Genomic DNA, 22,809 nt, shown 5'->3' on the forward strand with positions numbered 1-22,809 from the left:
AACCTCCATAATTTTGATTGGTTCCATTATAGCATAAAATATTATATTTTCAGACAATTCTTAGAATTTAGCAAAAAAACAGACCGAATCGACCGATTCAATCTGTCTTGTATCTCTTTACAGCCCAAGAAATCCAACCAGATAGCGCAGCAAGGCTACTAAGACTACACCAAACACAACAGTTGCAATTAAGTTCTTATACTTAAAAGCTACATAGCTAGTCGGAAAAATGGCTATTAAATCCAGCCATTTAAAACTCGGCAGCTGACCTGTTTTAGCATTGGTGACACTGGACAGGATAAGGGCAAAGATAATGGAAACTGGCAGATATTTGAGAAAACGCTCTACCATGGGCGGAAGCCCCTTGTACTTGACTAGGATAAAGGGCAAAACCCGTGGAATCCAAGTGACCAGGGCTGACAAAAGAATGGCCAGCAAAATATACTTACTTATCATCCAAAATCACCCCCACTGTACATCCTAACAAGGTTGCAAAAAGCACCGCCAGCGAATTTTGAAGCAGCATGGTCAGGAGCAAGTAGGCAAGGCCCACTACACCTAAGACTAAAAAGAGCTTCTTTATCTTAACCCGTCGCAGCATGATTGTAAACTGAGAGGAGAAAATACCAATAAACATGGCGACTAGGGCAAAGTCTAGGCCAAAACTCTCAGGATTGGGCAGAAGGGCGCCGAGGGCAGTTCCTAAAATAGTACCCAAAATCCAAGAAGTATAACTCATGAAATTGTTACCCATCATCCAGCTAGCCGCAATCTCTTCTGTATGCACCTGCTCTCCCATCAAGACCCCATAAGATTCGTCCGTCAAAAAAGAGCCAATGACAATATTCTGCATCAAGCTAGCCTTACGAAAAAGAGTTGATGCATGCAAACAGAGCAAAAGATGCCGGATATTAATAAGAAAAACAGTCAGTGCGATGGCCAAGACCGGCGCCTGCTGGGCAAATAAACCAATCATGGCAAACTGAGCACTGCCCGCATAAACCAGAATACTCATCAACCCCATCTCCAAGGGATTCATATAAGGCGATGCCATGATGCCGCAGGCTAGACCAATCCCAATATAGCCCAGAGCCGTTGGCACCGCCGCTTGTGCCCCTTGTTTAAATGTCTGTCCGCGCATTCTTCTCCTTTACTCCATGGTTTCAAAAGCCAGACTCGGCTTAGCATTCAGGTCCAAACTGGCAAAATTCTCCTTGTTCCACTCACTGACACTGGCATAGGCAATCATACCAGCATTGTCACCGCAGAGGCGAAGCGGTGGAATAATCACCTTAACATCCTGAATCTCAGCTGCCAAGCGTTCTCTCAGTCCTTGATTGGCCGCAACACCGCCCGCCACGACCAGAGTCTTGACTGGATATTTTTCCAGCGCTTTCTTAGTCTTGGCCATGAGAATATCCATGACCGCCGCCTGAAAGCTTGCTGACAAGTCTTGATTATACAAGACCTCTCCTTTTTGCTGGGCATTGTGGTGCAGGTTGATAAAGGCCGACTTGAGACCGGAAAAAGAAAATTCCAGATTGTCTTCCTTAATCATCGCCCGCGGAAAATCATAAATATCCTGCCCTTGATGAGCCAGCTGATCAATCTCCCGACCTGCTGGATAGGTCAGGCCCATGACTCGACCGACCTTATCATAGGCTTCACCGACCGCATCGTCTCGGGTTTCCCCCACAATCTTATAGTCACCAGCCTGACTGACATAGACCAGCTCAGTATGACCACCGCTGACTAAGAGAGCCAGCAAGGGGAATTCCAAGGGCTCCACGCTCTGGGCTGCCATCAGGTGTCCAGCCATGTGATTGACCGGAATCAAGGGAATATCATGAGCCCAAGCAAAAGACTTGGCCGCTGCCAAGCCGACCAAAAGTGCCCCAACCAGGCCAGGACCGTAGGTAACGGCCACCGCTGTGACCTGCTCCTCGCTAATCCCTGCTTCTGCCAAAGCCTCCTCAATGCAAACTGTAATGACCTCTACATGGTGACGGCTGGCCACTTCCGGTACCACTCCGCCAAAACGCTTGTGACTCTCAATCTGGCTGGCAATGACATTACTCAAAAGCTCCGTCTCATTCTTCAGAACTGCCACACTGGTCTCGTCACAAGACGTCTCAAAAGCTAAAATATATCTATCTTTCATGGATCTCTCTTTTCATGACAATCGCATCTTCCACTGGCGCATGGTAGTAGGCCTTCCGCCGCGCGATTTCTTCAAATTTTTCTTTTTTGTAAAATAGCAGAGCTGGCTTGTTCGACTCCCTCACTTCGAGGAAAATTTCTTTGTCTACTGGCAAAAAGTCAAACAAGGCTGTCGCGATTTTCTGTCCCTGATAGCTAGGCAATACAGCAATCTGCAGGACTTCTGCTTCAAAGTCTGTCTCCTGCCAGACTAAAAAGCCGACAAGCTGTTCCCCATCTTCTGCTAGCATACAACTGTTCACATCCGAGCGCAGAACCTCTTCCATTTGTATAGCTGTCCAAGGACTGACCTCATAGACTGCAAGTAAGAGCTGTTCCAGCTCTTTTGCGAGAGTTGCTGCGTCCACATCCGAGCTGTCACTCCATTTTCTCATCTCAATCATAGGCGCTGAATGTAAGAATCACTGGATTCCTGATGGGTCTTGAGCCAATTTTCCTCGGCTTCTACCCGCTTGAGATAGTTAGGAACAAAGTCATGAATAGACTGGGCTGGCTGGTCTAAACCGAGACGACCAATAGCTGCCGCATCTGGTAAAGTCGGCTGAACCGATACCCCAGGAAGAGCAGCTTCAATCTGCTCCGCAAACACTGCAGTCTCTCCGACAAAGGTGACTGGCTGATCAGCAACGCCAGCTATTTCCAAAACCTCTGCCAATGGCAGATGAGCCTCCGGCCGTACAGACTGACCAGACTGATAAAAGCCAGCATAGACATTATTGCGGCGGGCATCCATGACAGGAATGACCAAACCTTCCACCTGCTCTGGGACTAAAGCCAGCAAACTAGACACACCGACCAGCTCAATCTTGAGGGTATGAGCCAGAGTCTTGGCTGTCGCCACCGCCATTCGCAGACCTGTGTAGCTGCCCGGACCCTGAGCAACTACGATACGATCCAAATCCGTCGGCTTCATGTCCAGACTATTCATCAGAAAATCAATAGCCGGCATCAGGGTAATGCTGTGGTTTTTCTTTATATTTAAAGTCATCTGCGCCAGCAAGGTCTCGTCCTCTAAAATCGCGAGCGTCAGCGCCTTACTTGACGTATCAAAAGCTGCAATCTTCATGCTTATCCTCTATTTTTCCTCTTGCCGCCAAAGTGAGCGGCGTTTTAATTTGTCTTCGTAGAAACTATCTACCAAAAATTCCTCTAAAATCTGGCTAAAAGCCTCCAAATTAGGCACTTGCTGCGCCAAGTGTTTTCCAAAAATCGCTTCTTGCTCAGCAATCTTGGGCAGCAAATCCGCTCCAGCAGCAGTCAAGCTCAAGCGAGAACTGCGCTTGTCCTTGCTAGAAATTTCCTTCTTGACCAAGCCTTTTTTAATCAAAGCCTGCACCAAGCGACTAGGGCTTTTTTCCTCACAAATCAGGGATTCCCCCAAGCCCTTGAGAGACAGCGGAGCATGTTCGCCCAAAACGAGCAAGACCTCGCTTTGATTGGGCGTAATTCCCAAAGGCTCTAGCAACTTCCCATATTCTCTCGTCGCTAAGCTCTCTGCACTTCTAAACAAATAGCCAAATCGAATTCCTTCTGCTACCACGCTGCTCTCCTTTCAAAAATCACTTCTATACTATTTTACACTAGATTAGGTAAATTGTTGACAATTTTAGTTAAAAAATATAAAATCTTAAATAGATGATATATCATCTATTTGCAAAAGGAGGAAAAACGGATGACCCCAAACCCTACAAATCAAAAACCAGCTAGAACAATGACCCACGCTTTTGTGACTGGTGCGACCGGTCTTTTAGGAAATAATCTCGTGCGTGCTCTGCTAAAAGAAAACATTCAAGTGACCGCTCTCGTTCGCTCCGAGGAAAAAGCGCGCAAACAATTTGCCGACCTGCCTATCCAGATTGTCAAGGGGGATATTTTAGAGCCCGAAAGCTATCGTGACTATCTAGCAGGCTGCGACAGCCTCTTTCATACCGCTGCTTTTTTCCGCGATAATTATAAAGGCGGCAAGCACTGGCAGGAGCTCTACGACACTAATATTATAGGCACAAATAACCTCCTAGAAGCTGCTTACGAGGCTGGTATCCGCCAATTTGTCCATACTTCCTCCTGTGTCGTACTGGAAGGTGAGGCCAATCAGCTAATCGATGAAAGCATGTCTCGCTCAAAAGATACTCCTTTTGATTACTATCGCAGCAAGATTTTGAGTGAAGAGGCAGTTCGTGATTTCTTGGACAAGCATTCAGATGTTTTCGGTTGCTTTATCTTGCCGAGTGTAATGTTGGGTCCTAGAGACCTTGGTCCGACCTCCAGTGGGCAGCTGATTATCAATTTTGTAGAGCAAAAACTTCCAGGTATCTTAAAGGCTAGCTATAATATGGTGGATGCTAGAGATGTAGCAGATATTCATCTCCGCGCCATGAAATACGGACGCTCAAAGGAGCGCTATCTGGCAGTTGGACGGCAAGTGACCATGACAGAATTGTACCAAATACTGGAAAAAATCACTGGCGTTCCCGCCCCCAAGCGCAAGATCTCCCCTCTTTTCGTCAAAATCTATGCCCAAGCAAGTGAGCTCTACCACCGGCTCACCAAAAAACCAATTTTGGTTACCAATGAGCTCGCTCATCTCATGGCCGAAGAATATCTCAAAAGTAATTTTAGCTTTGCCAAAACCGAGAGCGAGCTAGGCGGACAGCATCGCCCTCTCGAAGAAAGCTTAGCTGACGTGGTAGATTGGTACCGCAAGCACGGCTATTTCGCCAAATAAGCAGCCCTCAAAATCAAGTGACCAAATGTTCATCGCTTGATTTTTCTTTTTGTCAAGCCGCTTTGGCTGAAAAACCGTCTCTGAAATTCACCGTCCCGACTTGCTTCCTAAGCTCATTCTATGGTATAATTACAATAATAATTAAACATCAGGTCAATTTCATTACTCTTACTTTTCCATAAGATACAAGGCTAAAACAGCATTTTAGCCTCTTCATTTGAGTAAGCCCTATCAGAAGTCACAGCAATCGCTCACTTTCCATTTATCATTTTTAATTTATCATGTGAAGAAATGCGCTAACGCCTGCCTTCTTTTATTTTTTAGACCTTATCACAGAAAGGAATCTTATGATTTACAAAGTTTTTTATCAGGAAACAAAAGAGCGCAGCCCGCGCCGTGAAAAGACACGTGCCCTTTATTTAGAGATTGAAGCAGCTAATGAATTGGAAGGCCGTATTCAGGCTCGTAAGTTAGTCGAAGAAAATACCCCTTACAATATTGAATTTATCGAGCTCTTGTCTGACAAACACCTCGAATATGAAAAAGAGTCAGGCACTTTTGAATTGACGGAGTTCTAACCCATGGCATATACCTTAAAACCCAAAGAAGTTGGCGTTTTTGCGATTGGTGGGTTAGGCGAAATCGGTAAAAACACCTACGGGATTGAATACCAAAATGAAATCATCATCGTGGATGCCGGTATCAAATTCCCAGAAGACGACCTGCTAGGAATCGACTATGTCATTCCCGACTACTCTTATATCGTGGAAAACATTGACCGCGTAAAAGCTGTCCTCATCACCCACGGGCACGAGGACCATATCGGCGGTATTCCTTTCCTGCTCAAGCAAGCCAATGTTCCTATCTATGCTGGTCCTTTGGCCTTGGCCCTCATTCGAGGCAAGCTAGAAGAGCATGGACTTTTGCGCGATGCCAAACTCTATGAAATCAATCAAAACACAGAACTGCAGTTCAAGCATCTGAAAACTACTTTCTTCCGGACAACCCACTCTATTCCAGAGCCTTTGGGAATTGTCATCCATACGCCGCAGGGTAAGATTGTCTGTACCGGTGACTTCAAGTTTGACTTTACACCAGTCGGAGAGCCGGCCGACCTGCACCGTATGGCCGCTCTGGGCGAAGAAGGCGTTCTCTGTCTCCTATCTGATTCGACCAATGCTGAAGTTCCGACCTTTACCAATTCCGAAAAAGTGGTCGGACAGTCTATCATGAAGATTATCGAAGGCATTCATGGACGGATTATTTTCGCCTCCTTTGCCTCAAACATCTTCCGGCTCCAGCAGGCAGCAGATGCTGCTGTTAAGACCGGCCGTAAGATTGCGGTCTTTGGCCGCTCCATGGAAAAGGCTATTGTCAATGGGATTGAATTGGGCTATATCAAGGTTCCTAAAGATACCTTCATCGAGCCAAATGAACTCAAGGACTATCCAGCTGGTGAAGTGCTGATTATGTGTACCGGAAGTCAGGGTGAGCCGATGGCAGCTCTATCTCGGATTGCCAATGGTACTCACCGTCAGGTTCAGCTGCAGCCTGGAGATACAGTCATCTTCTCATCTAGTCCTATCCCTGGCAATACGACCAGCGTTAACAAACTGATTAACATCATTTCCGAGGCTGGTGTAGAAGTGATTCACGGTAAGATTAACAACATCCACACCTCTGGACACGGTGGCCAACAAGAGCAGAAACTCATGCTTCGCTTGATCAAGCCTAAATATTTCATGCCAGTCCATGGTGAATACCGTATGCAGAAAGTCCATGCAGGTCTAGCCGTTGATACTGGAGTACCAAAAGACAATATCTTCATCATGAGCAATGGTGATGTGCTGGCTCTGACAGCTGACTCAGCTCGTATTGCCGGCAGCTTCAACGCTCAGGATATTTATGTTGATGGGAACCGCATTGGTGAAATCGGAGCTGCAGTCCTACGCGACCGTAAAGACCTGTCAGAGGACGGTGTGGTTCTGGCTGTCGCGACGGTTGACTTTGAATCCAAGATGATCTTAGCCGGTCCAGATATTCTCAGCCGCGGCTTTATCTACATGCGCGAATCAGGTGACCTCATTCGCCAAAGCCAGCGCATCCTCTTCAATGCTATTCGCATTGCACTCAAGAATAAAGATGCCAGCGTTCAATCTGTCAGCGGCGCTATCGTCAACGCCTTGCGTCCTTTCCTCTACGAAAGCACTGAGCGCGAACCTATTATCATTCCGATGGTGCTTACACCAGACGAAGACAACTAAAAAATAAGCTTTGCTAAATCTAGCAAAGCTTATTTTTCTGCTTTATTTTTTGTTCGCGAAGCATGCTTGATAATCCAAGCGCAACTCGGACTCAATTCTTCCTTTTGCCAAGCTTGAATGATACACTCAAACTTTTCAGGAGCTTCTTTATATAAATCATTCAGATTATTAGCGACACTTTTTTGGATTGATTTATCCGCATCATCCTTTAGATTCCTTAAAATAGCGGTAAATTCATCAAAATAATCTAAGACCACAGTCTGCTTCTTAGCCCAGGGCAGTCGGATACGCATACACTCGCTGGCTAATCTGCGGACGCGCATATTCTCATCTCGGCTCCACTCTAGCAGTAAATCCATCGTAGCTTTAGGATAATTAGCCAGCAAGGGCCGCATGGAAAATTCTCCAGTAAATCGCTTGGTTAATTCCTTACTGAAGGCTGCACTCAGCTCGAATTCCTGACCTCCGTACAGTTCTACGTATTTGCCAATCGGCCACAACCAGTACCCCTCTGAGAACATACCCAAGCCGCCCTCTAACTCTGGACCAAGTATCTGCTCAAAAACCTTCAGAGAATCAGCATAGGAAAACGGCAAGCATTCTTTGATACTCTTTGCTAGCAGCTCTTGTCGCTGAGTAAATTCCAAAGCCTCTAAGCCGCTTTCAACTAGAGACATAAAATGCTGAGCATCAAATTTATCTGTTACTGTTTGCAAGCGACGGCTCAAATCCTCCGCATAAACCAAATCATAATAATCTTTAACCTCTTTCGCCATGATTTTTAAATCCCCTTAACAGACTTCTCACTGCTTCTCTGACTTTTGCTTCTCCCTCTTTCTCAGCTAGAAAAAGAGACAACTCATTCAAGGCACCTGAAATCATATGAGCCGCCATATCCAAATCAATAGAGATAATTCTTCCTTCTTTAAATAAAATATCTAATTGCTCATTCGAATGAAAGAATCACTCAAATTCATCGCCATTAACACTTAAATAATTTACCAATGTCATGGCACCTATATTGAATTCTCCCTCAGGTACATCTATCATGACATGCCAACCAGAATTTTCAATATTATTGAACCTACCATAAACATCAATAACATCTCCCCCGCCTTGGGGAGTGCCATTTCCGACTTGATTCCACTGCGTTTCTTCCCAATCAATTTGTACTGATTCAATCTTAGAATTTTGTGACTTGATAAAATTCTTTATTTCATCTTGATGCTTCTTCAAAAAATCTAGCTGTTTCTCTTTTATGGATTGCAAATTAGCTTTGCCATCTGAAAACAAATTACTCTGACTTAACATATATAGACTTCCTACTCCAATAACAAGAGCAATTAATACCAACCAAATGATTTTATGTTTCCTCAATTTCTTCCTCCTAGACAGTAGAAGTTACATATATCATAATACAGAGTTACATGAAAAGACGCGTTAAATCTACATAAAAAATATCAAAGGTTTTTAAATTACTATTACTCAAAAATCCTACCTCCTACATCTAAATCATTTGCTAAAGACATTGAATTTGGAACTACCTCATTATCTTTTACTAAAAAAGTGACATTCCAAGAAGAATCCTCAATATGATTGAATCTCCCATATACATTAACAATTTCTCCAGCGCCCCACGGTGTTCCGTTGCCTACTTCTTCCCAGTTTGTCTGGTTCCAATCCACCTGAACAGATTCAATCTTAGGATTTTGTGACTTGATAAAATCTTTAATTTCTTCCTCATGCTTTTTCAATTCATCCAACTGCTTTTCCTTTATCGTTTGTAAGTTTGGCTTTTTGGTTATACTTTTATTTAAGCTCTCCTGATTTCCAAGAAAAAAAGCTCCACCGATAATTCCTAGACTTACTAAAGCTATGGCTATTGTTTTCTGCCTTTTCATTTCTTATTCCTTTTAACAGTCATTATCATTATTATAGCATAAAAAACAGAAGCCAAATTGGCTTCCATCTATTTGATAACAGCTTCGTTTAATCGCTTGATAAAATGATATTTGGTAATGCCCTTTTGTGGGACATCTGATAGACTAGCGTAGATTTCATAACCTTGTTTGATATAAAAATCCCTGGCCTGATAAGATTTAGTGGACAAGGTAATGCTAGTTACTCCAGCTTCTGCAGCCTTTTCTTCTAATTCTGCCAGCAGACTGGCTCCCAAACCTTTTTTCTGATGTTCTTTATCCACCACCAAAGCCTTGACATGAATATTTTCCAACACCTGTTGGGCATGGAGCAAGGCAATTAACCGGCCATCTTCCTCCCGCCTTAAATAATAATCTTGAGGTTCAAGTTTTTCAAGCATATCTGGACCAAAATAGGCTTCATATTGCTCATCGAAAACCCGCTTAATAAAATCATGAAATTTTTCCATCTTTCTTCTCCTCCACGAAAAAGCAGGGGATATGCCAATCCTCCTGCTCTAAGTTTAGTATAAATCCAGATAATTATCCACTTCCCATTGGGAGACAAAGGTTGCATAGCTAGCCCACTCGATGCGCTTAGCTTCTAAGAAGCTTGTATAGATATGCTCGCCAAGAGCCGCTTTAACGACTTCGTCTTCTGTCAAGGCCTTCAAGGCATTGTGAAGAGTTGATGGCAGGTCTGTAATTCCAGCTTCCTTACGCTCCTCTGGAGTCATGATATAGATATTCTCTTCGATTGGGGCTGGAGCTTCGATTTTATTCTCAACACCGTGCAAGCCAACTTCCAAGAGAACTGCCATAGCGATATATGGATTGGCCATCGGATCAACCGAACGCAGCTCCAAGCGAGTACCCATACCACGAGAGGCTGGCACGCGCACCAACGGTGAACGATTGCGTCCTGCCCAAGCAATATAAACTGGTGCTTCATAGCCAGGAACCAGACGTTTGTATGAGTTGACCGTTGGATTCATGATAGCTGTGTAATTATAAGCATGGTTAATCAAACCACCCAAGAAATGGTAGGCTGTTTCTGACAGCTGCATACCTTTTGGATCTTCTGGATCGAAGAAGGCATTATTGCCGTCTTGATCAAAGAGAGACATATTACAGTGCATACCAGATCCCGCAATGCCAAACTTAGGCTTAGCCATAAAGGTTGCATACAAACCATGCTTACGAGCAATAGTTTTCACAACCAGCTTGAAAATCTGAATCTTATCACAAGCCCGAAGCACTTCGTCATACTTAAAGTCAATCTCGTGCTGGCCGACTGCGACCTCATGGTGACTAGCTTCTACTTCAAAGCCCATCTTGGTCAGGACATTGACGATTTCCCGGCGAGTATTGTCTGCCAAATCTGTCGGCGCCAAGTCAAAATAACCACCCTTGTCATTTACTTCCAGCGTCGGATCGCCATTTTCATCCAGCTTAAAGAGGAAAAACTCTGGCTCTGGTCCGAGATTAAAGGACTTGAATCCTAGCTCTTCCATATGCTTGAGGGCGCGTTTGAGGTTGCTGCGAGGATCCCCTAGGAACGGTACATGATCAGTCGTGTAAACATCACAAATCAGACCCGCTACACTGCCATTTTCATCTCCCCAGGGAAAGACTGTCCAAGTATCCAGATCAGGATAAAGATACATATCTGATTCATTGATACGGACAAAACCTTCAATGGAAGAACCATCAAACATGGCTTTATTGGATAAGACCTTGTCAAGCTGTTCATCCGTAGCAGGAATTTCTACATTCTTCATAGTCCCTAAAATATCAGAGAACATAAGACGAATAAAGGTAACATTTTTCTCTTTTACTTCGCGACGGATATCAGCTGCTGTAATAGACATTAAATTTCTCCTTGTAATTCAAACAAAATAGCTATGGTCGACGCATCTGACCAAAGGTTGGCAGAGAAGAAGCAAAACGGCCTTGCTGCAAGATGTCATGATGCAGAGCACGGCGGACATCTTTTTCACTAATGGTCTTATGGGACTTGGCTTCACGCTCAGCATATTTCCTCTTAATTGCAGCGATATTATAACCTTCTGAAATATAATCTTTAATTTCTAAAAGGCGGTCCATATCATTCAAAGAATACATCCGACGATTGCCCTCATTCCGAGCAGGGGTAATCAGATTCTGGTCTTCATAATAACGGATCTGACGGGCAGATAGGTCCGTCAGTTTCATAACACTGCCGATGGGAAAGACTGCCATGTTTCGGCGAAACTCTTTTTCCTTCATTCAAATTCCTCTCTACGCACTATTATAGGACGAAATAAATCTTATGTCAAGAAATAATGTCAGATTTTCTTACACAGATTTTATTTTTTCTTTTCAAAGATGGTTCGCAGCCGATCTATATCAGAATTTACCAGAATCGCAACAAAGACTCCCATAAAGGTTTCAAAGATTCTGGCAAAGACATACAAGATGGTATCTTCCGGCCGAATTGACAGGGTAATAATCAGCATGGCAGATACTCCGCCAATGACTCCCGCCTTGTTGTTCATAGCGACATTGGTCATAATTGTCAGCATAGTACAGACCGGTACCAAAAGGAGGGTGACCCAATACTGCTCCTTAAAGACACTATTGGCAATGAAAAAGAGCAGAGCGTAAAAACCACCGATGCTGTTTCCCAAGATTCGCGATGTCCCGAAATGGACACTCTTATCAAAATCCTCACGAAGACTAAAGACTGCCGTCAAAGCACCGATTTGCAGCCCTTTCCAACCAAAAAGCCCAAAGAGCAATAGGATGATGAAGACAGCCAGACCGGTTTTAAAGGTACGCATGCCCAGACGAAATTTCGATTTATCAAACTTGTACTTATTGAAATAACTCATTAGTCTCCTTCCAGGAAATCCTCCCTCTCTTCATTTTAACATATTTCGTCTCAAAAAAACTCTTTCTGCTCAGGACTTTTCTCGCACAAAGAAAAAGCTCTATCAGCTAGCGCATCAAGAGCTATTGACTATTTAAAAGCTGAGACATTATCTGTCCCAGCCGCGTTTTTATTTCTTTAGTTTGGATAAATGTAGGTAACTCCACCCATAAATTCATTCGGGTTAAAGTAGCCACGATAGTTGTTAATCTGCTTTTGGCGATTGTAGTTGGCTTCCAAGACTTGGATAGAGCTGTCGCTTTGCACATCTGTCACATAAGCAACATGTCCGTATTCGCCACCATCCCAAACTGCAATAGCGCCTGGTACTGGAACATTTCCTGTTGCATAACCCTGAGCACCAGCATTGATTGCCCAAGTATTAGCATTGCCCCACCAGTTACTTGCCCAAGGCGCCATTTCTTTCACGCCCCAAGTACATTGGCCGATTGGGTAAGAATTGCCATAGTCAGTTGGCGTATTTAAGACAACATCTTCTGTATCAGATACCAAAGCAGCATCACTTGTCGCTTCATAAGCTGGAGCGCTGTAAGGATTGTATGTCTGAGCCAAAGCAGTGCCATTTACTTGCAACACATCTCCTGGGTTAATCGTATCAAAAATTGATTTTCCATTATTGGCAGCAAGTTCGTAAGGATTCATTCCATTGGCACTAGCAATGGCAAAAAAAGAGTCCCCTTGCTGGACAACATAAGAATCTGCATGAACAGCTTGAGCGCCGATTGTCGCCAAAAAAGCTGTGGAAGTTAAACCAAGAGTCGCTTTAGCAAATGCTTTTTTCATAAATGTGTTTCTCCGTAAAATTTGATGATAAAAAAATCATACAATATTTACATGTCAATTTTTTTAGAGTTATGTTTTTGTCATGTTACAAATGATTTAGACTTTTGCTACATGAGATTTTGCAGTATTTTTAAAGATAAGAAGGCTAGGGATTGATTCCCTAGCCTCATCTATTATCAGTCTTCCTTACCTTTCAATTTTCCTAGACCTAAAGCACCAATAATAGCTGCTAAACCTAGATATGGCAGATAGACTGTATCTTTGGCTCCCGTTTCTGGCAGAAGAGAAACAGGAATCTTTTTAGCCACTGAAGTTGGATTGGCTCTTCTTGGATCGTTTACATCTGAAACAATCAGATGCTGTGCCTTAGGAGTGACTGTTGTAACAGTATTTGAAGCATAGACTACATGGTTGACCGTATTGATGTAGGTATTTTCAAAAGTACCCGCAGCAATCCGCTTCATCTGTAGATAGGTTTCAGCCTGAAAAGCTGAATCCAGAGAAATAATCTCTAAGAATTCTTCCTTGAAACGAATAGAAATCAAACCTTTCTCAAGATCAATATTCGCAGCTGTATACTCAGTCAAGTCTGTACCATCCTTTATCACCTTACCATCTTTGAGCGTGATGTCCACTTTGGCAAAGGTTTTGTAAGCACCCGTGTACTCATCGCCTCGTTGATCATAATCATCCACAAAGCTATAGTCTGTCAAACCTTCAGAGTGGTTAGCAGGGATCAAGCCTCCGATGAGACGGTAGTTAAAGTGCCGTCCCAAAGTTAGTTCCTTGCCATCCAAGTTTTCTGCACTTGTTGGATCAAGACTCAATGTAATATCTTTTTCAGGACTGATTTTAGGAACATTGTTGACGACTACGTCTGTCGCATAACCATTTCCAAAGTCAATTTGATAAGCCTTGTTCTCGAATTTACCACCTGTGCGGCCCATTCCTTCTTTGACAGTCATAGGGCTTGTTATGGTCAAAGACTTCCCTGTTACGACATATTGGTCATAGAAGGCTTGGGCATCGTCTGCTGCAAAGAGTTGGAAAGAACCTTTAACAGTGATATTCGCCTTTTGAAGGAGCTCTCGAACTGCTGCAGGGGCTTTTTCAAGGTTCTCGTAGTGGGTCACTGTCACACCTGCCACAGCCTTGCCATCTGCATCTACTAGCTTGACTAATTCCGGACGAAGTTCAAGTGCTTCTTCCGGATAGTCATCTACATAGTAGAAACCTTTTTGAATCGTGCTCTTAGATGACTTGTCGCCCTTATACTGATCCAAATCCCAAGTCAGCTCGTAGTAATTGGTCGAACCAGCCAAGACTTCCTTACCATCAATCACCAAGCCTGCCTTGTTTTTATTGACCTTGGTTGGCTTGATGTAATTATTGCTAGGATTGTCTGAATCATCAGGCTTGCCTGGCGTGGTCACGCGTACTACGTTTGAGCGGACACCATAGGCATCATTGACTGTCAGGGTGAAATTATTAGTATAAGTTGCGCCATCATTGAGTACTCGGCCGACTACCGTTGGAAAGAGCGTAGCAACTTCTTTGGTCCTATCAGCGTTATAAGTAGCTAGCGTTGCTGCAGTTGCTTTAAATGTCACTGTGTGACCAGCCTTATCATAACTAACATCAAAACCTGCACTAGCAGCTTTTGTTGCTTCTAAATCAACTTCATAACCACTTGGCAACGGATCAGCAATGACAAAAGAAGTCGTCTCGCTGCGTCCAGCTGGAAGAGCTTCTGTCTTTAAGGCAAACTGAACGACGGACTGCTTAGCCACCAGAGTCTTATCAATATTGGCGCCTTGGTCATTTTGAATCTCTTTATGAATCTGAGGCTGAGATTGCAAGAGATGATAATGGTAGTGCACAGTTGGAGCCACTGGCGCTGCTGGCTCTTTTTGATAAACAGGCTCTGCTGGTAAGGTTGGCAGCGGGCTATAAGTTGGTTCTACCGGCTTATTAGGCTCCGGTGTATCTGGTGTACGAGTTGGCGCTTCCGGCTCCTTCTCATAAGTCGGTGTTGCCGGAGGTGTTGGCTCCTTTTCATAGGTCGGTTCTACCACTGCTGGCCGAACAGTTTTTTCCACTTCATAGCTTGGCTCAGATGGCTTACTAGGCTCTGGTGTATCCGGTGTACGCGTCGGTGGCGTCGGATCTTTTTCATAAGTCGGTGCTGCCGGAGGTGTTGGAAGAGCCTTCGGTGTTGGTGTAGTTGGAGCTGGATCCAAAGGCTTAAGCGCTTCTTCGCTTGGCACTGCAGGAGCTGTAGGAGCTACGGGCGCTTCCGGTTCTTCTACTGTGATGATTGGCAGATCATTCGCTCGAACATCACCATTAATCGCAAACCAAATATTTGGTTTCTTAGGAGCTAGTTTGTCAGCCCTACGTGGATCAGTAGCTTCTGGCTGGCCTAACACTTCAGAAGAGGAAATCGTTCCAATCGTCATGCTGTTGGTTGTACCAGAAATTTCCACCGCTCCTGCCCCATACCATGAGTTAGGAGCATCTGTAGTGTCCCAGCCTGAGTCCGGCTGAGCATTCTTATACATGGTAAAGCGAGATCCGCCAACTCCTTTTTTGAAGTTTTCAGACTCGGTCGCATAGATTTGGCCGTTCTTTTCACCAATAGATGAACCCGAAATCTTGTTGAAAGTTCCGGTATAATCTTTGGCCATTTCGATAGAGTTAGCTTCACGGTTGAGGGAAGCCACGGACATCAAGGCCTGGTCAAAATTAATCGGTTGGCCTTTATCATCATAAAAGACAAATTCCGTCTTCACAAAGAGAGAGGTTGCATCTTCAAAATTTCCTGTATAAGCTGAAGCAAACACTCCCATGGTTGGATCTTTAAAAATACCTAACCAAGCCTTATCATTGCGGAATTGGGAGCTTGGATCAAGAGTATAAGTATAAACGATTTTAGAAACTTTTTTCCCTCGATAATAAGTTCCCTGAAGATTTGTATAGGTTGCTGTTGCAGACTGACCGCGGCTGAGCAAAACAGAAGACCATTCAGTCGGCCCTTTACCACTTGTTACGTTAGAACTATAGTCTGCATACTTGCCAACCGTACCAAAGCTTTCCTGCTGGTTGGTCTGATAGTTAGCATTTTGAATATCTGTTACTTTGAAGTTGTCCAACTGGAAGAGTTTCTTAGAAAACTCTGCAGTGTTCTTCACAGCGGCTTCCATGCCAGCATAGCTGACAAACTCACCAGTTGTAGTCAGTGACAGATCAGCATTAGGTTCTGATTTGAAAACCAGACTTTGCGCAATTGGACGGCTCAGATGCCCGTCTTCAGTCTTCTTTGCTTCTGCGATAGCCAGTCCAGCCTTAATCTTGGCCTGTTCAGCATCATACTTAGCCTTATCTTGCTGATACTTGGCTAATTTTGTGTTATAGACAGCCAAATCAGCATTATACTGGGCCAACTGAGCTTGATAATTTGCTTGGGCTTGAGCATTACGCTTCTTGATTTCTTCATTTTCAGCTGCTATAGTGGCATTCTTAGCTTGGTTCTCTGCTAGCTTTTGCTCATATTCTTTTTGAGCTGCTGCATTTTCAGCTTCAATTTGAGTCTTTTTAGCTTCATAAGCTGCTAAATCTGCTTCATATTGAGCTTTTTTATCTTGATTTTCCTTTTGGATACGGGCCAATTCTGCCTGATAATTCGCCTGAGCAGCTTGATATGCCGCTTCATTATCAGCATTGGTCTTTCGGACAGTAGCTAAATCTGTTTGATATTGGGCAAGTGCTGCCTCGTAGGCCGCTTTTGCAGCCGCATTCCTCTGTTTAATAGCTTCATTATCAGCAGCAATCTTAGCATTGGCAGCTTCATTGTCAGCCAAAGCTTTTTCATACCGAGCCTTAGCTTCCGCATTCGCTTTTTGAACACGGTCCAGCTCACTAGCATAAGCCGCCAGAGCCGTATCATAATTAGCCTTTGTTTCCGCATTCAGTTTTTGAACACGAGCTAATTCTGCATCATAGGCCGCTTTAGCTGCTTGATAGGCTGCCGCATTATCCGCATTCGTCTTTTGAACCGCTGCTAAATCTGTTTTGTACTTGCTCAGTGCTGCTTCATAATCTGCTTTCAGCTGAGCATTTTCTGCTGTGATCCGAGCTACTTCTGCTTGATGAGCAGCCAAATCTTTAGCGTATTGTTCCGCTGTCGCTTTGTTTTCTGCTGTAATCCGAGCTACTTCCGCCTCGTAGGCTGATACTTTTTCTTTGTACTCCTTGACCTTGGCATCAATCTCGGTTACCTGCGCTTGATAATCTGCTGCAATCTCCGCTTTTTTGTCTGCTGTTTCTTGAGCAGTCTGGGCTACTCCTTTGTCAACAGCTGGGTCTTTGACCACTGTCAGCCCAGCTTCTTGAGCCTTTTTGACGCTTTCATCTAAACCAGCTGTTGGAACAGTCACTGTCACACCGCCATCTGCCTGACCTGCTCGCGCCTGACTCTCTTGAGATGCCTGACTGGCTGCCCCTTGAGCTTGAGGCAGATTGGTCGCTGCATTTCCAGTACCTACCATTTCAGTATTGACAGGACTATTGGTATCAGATACCACTTCATCTGCTCTTACTTGCATCGTTGACGTTAAAAAAGCCGCACCTAGAACAGCACCGCATAAAGTTTTAACAGCCTTATTTTTCCGAAAACCAAAAACTTCTTTTTTCTTCATTTTTCTCCTCCCCCTGCAAACTTTTACAGTCTGCAGTTTTCTCATGCCCTCAGAAAATCAAAAAGTAATGGAAGCCACCAATCAGAAGTTTCTTTCTCATTTCGACCCTCTTTAAGCATCAGAATATATACCTTTATCCTATCAAGTTTTCCCTCGTTTTGCAAGCATTTTTTCCTCAGTTTATTTACCTTTTTTGTTTTTTGGACATTAATTGTATAACGTCTATTTATGATTTTATCTTCCCTCTCTGTTCCACAGATTTTACGTAAAAAAGAAAGGACCAGTCTTTACTAGTCCTTCTCTTATTATAGTTTTATAGAATATTAAATATTCTAGGTTTACTGCTTATTTCTCAGTCAGTGCTGCAAGTCCTGGTAATACTTTACCTTCAAGGAGTTCCATTGATGCTCCACCACCAGTAGAAATCCATGAGAACTTGTCTGCACGGCCAAGGTTGATGGCTGCGGCAGCTGAGTCACCACCACCGATGATTGATTTTACGCCAGGTTGTTTTACGATAGCGTCCATAACACCGATTGTACCAGCTTGGAAGTCAGGGTTTTCAAATACACCCATAGGGCCATTCCAGACAACAGTTTTCGCACCAGTCAAGGCTTCATCAAATTTAGCGATAGATTTAGGACCGATATCCAAACCAAGGAAGCCTGGATCCACTGCTTCACCTTCAGTGTCTTTCACTTCAGTATAGTCCGCAAAAGCATTTGCTTCTTTAGAGTCAACTGGCAAGATCAATTTACCGTTTGCTTTTTCAAGAAGAGCTTTCGCAACATCCAATTTGTCTTCTTCTACAAGTGAGTTACCGATTTCGATACCTTGCGCTTTGTAGAATGTGTAAGTCATACCACCACCGATAAGAACTTTATCAGCTTTTTCAAGCAAGTTTTCGATAACCCCGATCTTGTCAGATACTTTTGAACCACCAAGAATAGCTACGAATGGACGTTCTGGAGTTTCAACTGCTTCTTGGATATAGGCAATTTCATTTTCAAGAAGGAAGCCAGCAACAGCTTTTTCAACGTTTGCAGAGATACCGACGTTAGATGCGTGTGCGCGGTGAGCTGTACCAAATGCATCGTTTACGAAGATACCATCTCCAAGAGATGCCCAGTATTTACCAAGTTCTGGATCGTTTTTAGATTCTTTCTTGCCGTCAACATCTTCAAAACGAGTGTTTTCAACCAAAAGAACTTGTCCATCTTCAAGAGCATTGATAGCTGCTTCCAATTCAGCACCACGAGTGACACCTGGGAAAACAACGTCTTGACCCAATTTAGCAGCCAAGTCTGCAGCTACTGGCGCAAGAGATTTACCTTCTTTGTCCGCTTCTTCTTTGACACGTCCAAGGTGAGAGAAGAGAATTGCACGACCGCCTTGCTCAATGATGTATTTAATAGTTGGAAGAGCGGCAGTGATACGATTGTCATTCGTAATCACTCCGTCTTTCAATGGTACGTTAAAGTCTACACGAACGAGGACTTTTTTACCTTTCAAATCAACGTCTTTAACAGTAAGTTTTGCCATGTTACAAAAACTCCTTTTCATATTTTATACGCAACTATTATATCATATTTTCCAAAAGTTTTCTTGATATAAGGAAAATTTTCACAAAAAAGAAGTGCATGACACTTCTTTCTCTCGAACTTTGAAATTAGAGAATGGGAAGAGGGGTTCTGAACTCATTCAGACAATAGTTAAAGCTGGATTTTTTCTCTAGATTTAACAATTCAAAAAGTCAGTAAAACTACTGACTTCAACTTTTTCTACTATCTAAATTGCAAAGACTTGCCCTACTGCATAGGTGACTGCCATGGTTAAAAGACCGATCACGAGGTTGCGAATCATAGCATTTTTGAGCGGTGCTTTGCCCAATCTAGCGCTGGTATAGCCTGTTCCCAAGAGGGCCAAGGCCACGATTAATACGGTTGCCCAGATACGAACGCCGGCTGGAAGCAGGATAATGGTAATCATAGGAAAAAGCGCACCAACAGCAAAGGCTAAAAAGCTTGATACGGCAGCATGCCAGGGATTAGTGAACTCCTCAATCTCGATTCCATATTTTTCCTGCACCAAAGCCTCCAACGGATCCTGGAGAAAAGCCCGATTGGTCATGAGCTGGGCAGAAGTCTCACACTCACCATTTTGAACATAGGCAGCATAGAGAGACTGCCTAGCGATCTCGGGATTCTTCTCTAAAAGCTCTCGCTCTCTGGCAACAGCAGCTTCTTCTGTATCCTTTTGAGTAGAAACAGAAACATACTCCCCACCAGCCATAGAAAAGGCACCCGCAAAGACTGCCGCTAAACCAGATAGAAATATAATCCAGATATCGTCCGTCGCGCTAGCCACCCCGATTACTACTCCTGCGATGGAAATAATGCCATCATTGGCTCCCAAAACCCCTGCCCGCAATATATTCAGCCGACCACTAAAGTTCGTATCAATTTTATGTTCTTCCACTATTTAAATTTTCTCTTCTCTTTTATTTATAATGATTATAAATAAAATCCATAACTAATACAAGAGAAAATCGAAAAATGAGAAAAGTTCTACTATTTAAGAGAAAGAATGGATTAATAAAAATATTTCTCAAAGATAAATCTTAAACTTCATTAATATAATGCAAGTATCATCTCCACAAGCCACCTAAGATCTGTTTTTCTAACAAATCTAAGTCTTCTTCCCTTATTTCGCCATTGTCCCCAATGATATACAATTGAGCAAAGTAAGCTATTAAAGGACCTGTAAAGATCCGAATCATTTGATCAATTGAGATTTCTGGATTGACACGTGCATCGGTCCCTAATTGAGTACGAAGCTCTATAATTTTATCCTGAAGAAGATTCCAAATAAGTGTCTGTTCTTGCTTCAATTTATTGTTTGATAACATCTCCTGCCAAATTATTTTTAACAAGGCTTGATTTGTTTTGAGGTAAGCCATTCGATCATGGACTAAATAGTGAATTTTCTCCTCAGTTGTCTGTAAAATCAACAGCTGGTCTAAGAAACTTCCAAACAGACTAGGAAGAACAGGATGCAAAATAGCTGTTAAAAGATCTTCCTTGGTTTTAAAATACTTGAACAGAGTCGCCTGACTTAGTCCGGCATACTCCGCAATTTGCAGAGTAGAAGTTCCATTGTAGCTCCTTGTTGATATGAGATCCACTGCAGCTTGCATGATTTTCTTTTTTCCTTTGGGGTAGGCAGCTCCCTCTAAGTAATCCTCAAAAGATTCAAAAATATTTTCAGTCATTTCGTTCCCTCAYGTCTTCCTCTTTTGTTCTTATCTATCACTTATTATACTTTACGATAACGACGCAATCCAACGATATTGAGAATTGTTAAAATGATCAGGAAAATCATTAAAACACTAAGATTTAACAAAATATCACCAAGATTGTGTCCGTAAAGAATAATCTGGCTTATTGCATCACCAGAATAGGTTAATGGCAAAAATTTTCCCACAGTTAGAGCCCATTCTCCCATAGATGACAATGGAATAATTCCTGAGAAAAAAAGTTGGGGCATAATGACGAGAGGAATAAATTGCATCATTTGGAATTCTGATTTTGCTAGGGTAGACAAGAGAATTCCAAAGGCAAGTGCTACAAGAGCCATTACCACATTAACTATTATAACATTTAAAATACTTCCTACTACTTCTACATCTAGTAGCCAAATTGCTGCTAAGACTACAACTGCTGTTTGAAAAATCGCAATAATACCGTAAGACAACATATAGCCATAGACGATTTCAGACCGTTTCACTGGTGTTGCTAGCAAACGTTCTAGTGTTCCACTGGTGCGTTCTTTCAAAAGCGCCATGCCTGAAATCAAAAAGACAAAGAAGAAAACTACAAAACCTATCAAAACAGGAATCATACTGGTAAAGAAGCTTGTATTTTCATCTCCATACTGGTAAGATTCCTTGATTTCTGGTGTTTTTGTGTCCGAGTCCAATTGTGGAAGAGCTTGTTTGACACGAGATAGTAACTGATCGGTGCCCTCACTGGCGATACTTGTTCGTAACACCTGTCGTATCATAGATGTTTTGGAGGCATCTGTGTTTGCGTAGTCTACCTGATACTCCCCGTCTTTATAAGAAATCACAGCATCGACTTTCTCATTAGCTAGTGCTTCTTTGGCTTGATCTAAGCCTTGATAAGTCTCAACGTCCACATGATCGAGCTCATCCATTTTCGTTACCAAACTAGTTGGTAAATCTTGTGTCGCTAACTTGACATTCACGGTTGTACTAGCTGAAAACATGAGGTTCATCAACCACATGATAAAAACAGGTGCTATAAACATCAGAGCTAGAGTTCGTTTGTCACGAAGTAATTCTTTGATAACTTTTTTAGCAATAGCAATGGTTCTCATCTTACTCTCCTTCTGCTTTTAAAAACACTTCTTCAATACTTGAAACGTTATAACTTGCTTTGAGATTCTTTGGTGTATCAAAAGCAATGATTTCTCCTCCTAAGAGTAAGCCTACCTTATCCGTCAACTCCGCTTCATCCATGACGTGAGTTGTCACCAAGATTCCTACTCCTTTGTCTCTTAGAGTGATTAGCTCTTTCCAAATTTTCTTACGCAGAGAAGGATCAATCCCAACTGTTGGCTCATCTAAAATCAAGAGCTGAGGATTCCCCAGAAGTGCGATAGCTAAAGACAGGCGTCGTTTCATTCCTCCAGAATAACCGGATACCGTTTTATTCAAATGCTCTGTCAAATCCACAACTTGAGCCACGTGGGCAATTTCAACTGTCAGATCTCTTTTGGATAGCCCTTTTAGCTGACCGAAAAATTCCAAATTTTCTTGGCCTGACAAAGCCTCATATAAGGCATCTGACTGGGCCATATAACCAATATCTCCTAAAATATGACGATTGGGCATAGTATGATCCAATACCAATGCAATCCCTTCGTCAGCTTTTTCCATCCCTAACATGGTCTTAATCATGGTTGATTTACCAGCACCAGACGGACCAATTAAGCCTATAATTTCTCCTGGCTGCAATTCAAAGCTGACATGATTCAAAACCATTTGACGACCAAAAGACTTATCCAAATCTTGTAAATGTAGCAATTTTTTCATATGCTTCCTCCTAGGTGAGTGTATACTTACCTTTTTTAAATCACAAGAGCTATTTTAGTGAGTGTTTACTCACTTGTCAAGCGAAAAGGTTGAAATTCTTTAAAAAAATAAAAATACCAGATGGTATTATCTGATGCTTATTAAAAATATTTC

General features: G+C 42.9%; 23 protein-coding genes and 1 pseudogene. 3 read left to right on the plus strand and 21 right to left on the minus strand.

The window, feature by feature from the left end:
* Nucleotides 1-117: 117 nt before the first annotated feature.
* Genes K4H96_RS07235 through K4H96_RS07260 form a run of 6 tightly spaced genes read right to left on the minus strand, consistent with a single transcriptional unit; the run spans nt 118 to nt 3,760 of the window.
* The gene (locus K4H96_RS07235) at nt 118-456 is read right to left on the minus strand and encodes an AzlD domain-containing protein (protein WP_223337900.1); all 339 of its coding nucleotides are present in this window, start codon (nt 454-456) and stop codon (nt 118-120) included.
* On the minus strand, nt 446-1,141 hold the full coding sequence (locus K4H96_RS07240) for an AzlC family ABC transporter permease (RefSeq protein ID WP_223337901.1): 696 nt from the start codon (nt 1,139-1,141) through the stop codon (nt 446-448). The genes K4H96_RS07235 and K4H96_RS07240 overlap by 11 nt, the downstream gene beginning before the upstream one ends.
* A 9-nt stretch (nt 1,142-1,150) precedes the next feature.
* Complete coding sequence (tsaD, locus tag K4H96_RS07245; RefSeq protein WP_223337902.1) at nt 1,151-2,161, minus strand: tRNA (adenosine(37)-N6)-threonylcarbamoyltransferase complex transferase subunit TsaD; 1,011 nt, start codon at nt 2,159-2,161, stop codon at nt 1,151-1,153.
* A complete protein-coding gene (rimI, locus tag K4H96_RS07250; RefSeq protein ID WP_223337903.1) occupies nt 2,151-2,603 on the minus strand; it encodes a ribosomal protein S18-alanine N-acetyltransferase in 453 nt (150 codons plus the stop codon). Before rimI ends, tsaD begins: the two co-directional genes overlap by 11 nt.
* A complete protein-coding gene (gene tsaB, locus K4H96_RS07255; protein WP_223337904.1) occupies nt 2,600-3,286 on the minus strand; it encodes a tRNA (adenosine(37)-N6)-threonylcarbamoyltransferase complex dimerization subunit type 1 TsaB in 687 nt (228 codons plus the stop codon). Before tsaB ends, rimI begins: the two co-directional genes overlap by 4 nt.
* A gap of 9 nt (nt 3,287-3,295) precedes the next feature.
* A complete protein-coding gene (locus tag K4H96_RS07260; RefSeq protein ID WP_000225125.1) occupies nt 3,296-3,760 on the minus strand; it encodes a MarR family winged helix-turn-helix transcriptional regulator in 465 nt (154 codons plus the stop codon).
* A 132-nt stretch (nt 3,761-3,892) separates the two neighbouring features.
* Between K4H96_RS07260 and K4H96_RS07265 the strand changes: the two genes are divergently transcribed.
* From K4H96_RS07265 to rnjA, 3 genes are all read left to right on the plus strand, one after another.
* A complete protein-coding gene (locus tag K4H96_RS07265; RefSeq protein ID WP_002903702.1) occupies nt 3,893-4,945 on the plus strand; it encodes an SDR family oxidoreductase in 1,053 nt (350 codons plus the stop codon).
* A 347-nt stretch (nt 4,946-5,292) separates the two neighbouring features.
* Nucleotides 5,293-5,523: a DNA-dependent RNA polymerase subunit epsilon gene (locus tag K4H96_RS07270; RefSeq protein WP_002903426.1), complete on the plus strand. Its 231-nt coding sequence runs from the start codon at nt 5,293-5,295 to the stop codon at nt 5,521-5,523.
* Nucleotides 5,524-5,526: 3 nt separating this feature from the next.
* Entirely contained in the window at nt 5,527-7,209 is a 1,683-nt protein-coding gene (gene rnjA, locus K4H96_RS07275; RefSeq protein WP_223337905.1) for a ribonuclease J1, read from the plus strand.
* A gap of 29 nt (nt 7,210-7,238) precedes the next feature.
* On the opposite strand, the gene K4H96_RS07280 is transcribed toward rnjA, so the two are convergent.
* The 15 genes and pseudogenes from K4H96_RS07280 to K4H96_RS07350 all read right to left on the minus strand — a co-directional run bounded on the left by K4H96_RS07280 (nt 7,239) and on the right by K4H96_RS07350 (nt 22,656).
* Complete coding sequence (locus tag K4H96_RS07280) at nt 7,239-7,985, minus strand: DNA alkylation repair protein (protein ID WP_223337906.1); 747 nt, start codon at nt 7,983-7,985, stop codon at nt 7,239-7,241.
* Nucleotides 7,969-8,172 (minus strand): annotated as a pseudogene (locus K4H96_RS07285) (TetR/AcrR family transcriptional regulator); the annotation flags it as partial. The gene K4H96_RS07280 and the pseudogene K4H96_RS07285, both read right to left, overlap by 17 nt.
* Nucleotides 8,173-8,586 (minus strand): hypothetical protein, encoded by a 414-nt coding sequence (locus tag K4H96_RS07290; RefSeq protein ID WP_223337907.1) that lies wholly within the window; start codon nt 8,584-8,586, stop codon nt 8,173-8,175. It lies immediately after the preceding pseudogene.
* A 104-nt stretch (nt 8,587-8,690) separates the two neighbouring features.
* Nucleotides 8,691-9,110 (minus strand): hypothetical protein, encoded by a 420-nt coding sequence (locus K4H96_RS07295; RefSeq protein ID WP_223337908.1) that lies wholly within the window; start codon nt 9,108-9,110, stop codon nt 8,691-8,693.
* A gap of 68 nt (nt 9,111-9,178) precedes the next feature.
* Nucleotides 9,179-9,598 (minus strand): GNAT family N-acetyltransferase, encoded by a 420-nt coding sequence (locus K4H96_RS07300; RefSeq protein WP_223337909.1) that lies wholly within the window; start codon nt 9,596-9,598, stop codon nt 9,179-9,181.
* 54 nt (nt 9,599-9,652) lie between these two features.
* A complete protein-coding gene (gene glnA, locus K4H96_RS07305) occupies nt 9,653-10,999 on the minus strand; it encodes a type I glutamate--ammonia ligase (protein WP_002896640.1) in 1,347 nt (448 codons plus the stop codon).
* A 31-nt stretch (nt 11,000-11,030) separates the two neighbouring features.
* Nucleotides 11,031-11,396: a MerR family transcriptional regulator gene (locus K4H96_RS07310; RefSeq protein ID WP_002898467.1), complete on the minus strand. Its 366-nt coding sequence runs from the start codon at nt 11,394-11,396 to the stop codon at nt 11,031-11,033.
* Nucleotides 11,397-11,476: 80 nt separating this feature from the next.
* Nucleotides 11,477-12,001 carry an FUSC family protein gene (locus tag K4H96_RS07315; protein ID WP_002896642.1) on the minus strand — a complete coding sequence of 175 codons (525 nt, stop codon included), beginning with the start codon at nt 11,999-12,001 and terminating at the stop codon, nt 11,477-11,479.
* 176 nt (nt 12,002-12,177) lie between these two features.
* Nucleotides 12,178-12,843 (minus strand): COG3942 and LysM peptidoglycan-binding domain-containing protein, encoded by a 666-nt coding sequence (locus K4H96_RS07320; RefSeq protein WP_223324190.1) that lies wholly within the window; start codon nt 12,841-12,843, stop codon nt 12,178-12,180.
* 176 nt (nt 12,844-13,019) lie between these two features.
* On the minus strand, nt 13,020-17,585 hold the full coding sequence (locus K4H96_RS07325) for an antigen I/II family LPXTG-anchored adhesin (RefSeq protein WP_317628012.1): 4,566 nt from the start codon (nt 17,583-17,585) through the stop codon (nt 13,020-13,022).
* A gap of 300 nt (nt 17,586-17,885) precedes the next feature.
* Nucleotides 17,886-19,082 carry a phosphoglycerate kinase gene (locus K4H96_RS07330; RefSeq protein ID WP_002910741.1) on the minus strand — a complete coding sequence of 399 codons (1,197 nt, stop codon included), beginning with the start codon at nt 19,080-19,082 and terminating at the stop codon, nt 17,886-17,888.
* A 246-nt stretch (nt 19,083-19,328) separates the two neighbouring features.
* Nucleotides 19,329-20,018, minus strand: a complete 690-nt coding sequence (locus tag K4H96_RS07335; RefSeq protein ID WP_161543552.1) for a VIT1/CCC1 transporter family protein — start codon at nt 20,016-20,018, stop codon at nt 19,329-19,331.
* A gap of 169 nt (nt 20,019-20,187) precedes the next feature.
* Nucleotides 20,188-20,811: a TetR/AcrR family transcriptional regulator gene (locus K4H96_RS07340; RefSeq protein WP_161543553.1), complete on the minus strand. Its 624-nt coding sequence runs from the start codon at nt 20,809-20,811 to the stop codon at nt 20,188-20,190.
* A gap of 44 nt (nt 20,812-20,855) precedes the next feature.
* Nucleotides 20,856-21,938, minus strand: a complete 1,083-nt coding sequence (locus tag K4H96_RS07345; RefSeq protein ID WP_223337911.1) for an ABC transporter permease — start codon at nt 21,936-21,938, stop codon at nt 20,856-20,858.
* 1 nt (nt 21,939) lies between these two features.
* Entirely contained in the window at nt 21,940-22,656 is a 717-nt protein-coding gene (locus K4H96_RS07350; RefSeq protein WP_061592278.1) for an ABC transporter ATP-binding protein, read from the minus strand.
* Nucleotides 22,657-22,809: the final 153 nt, after the last annotated feature.

Origin of the sequence: Streptococcus sanguinis (assembly GCF_020729765.1) — a bacterium.
In the GTDB taxonomy this organism is placed as follows: Bacteria; Bacillota; Bacilli; order Lactobacillales; family Streptococcaceae; genus Streptococcus; species Streptococcus sanguinis_Q.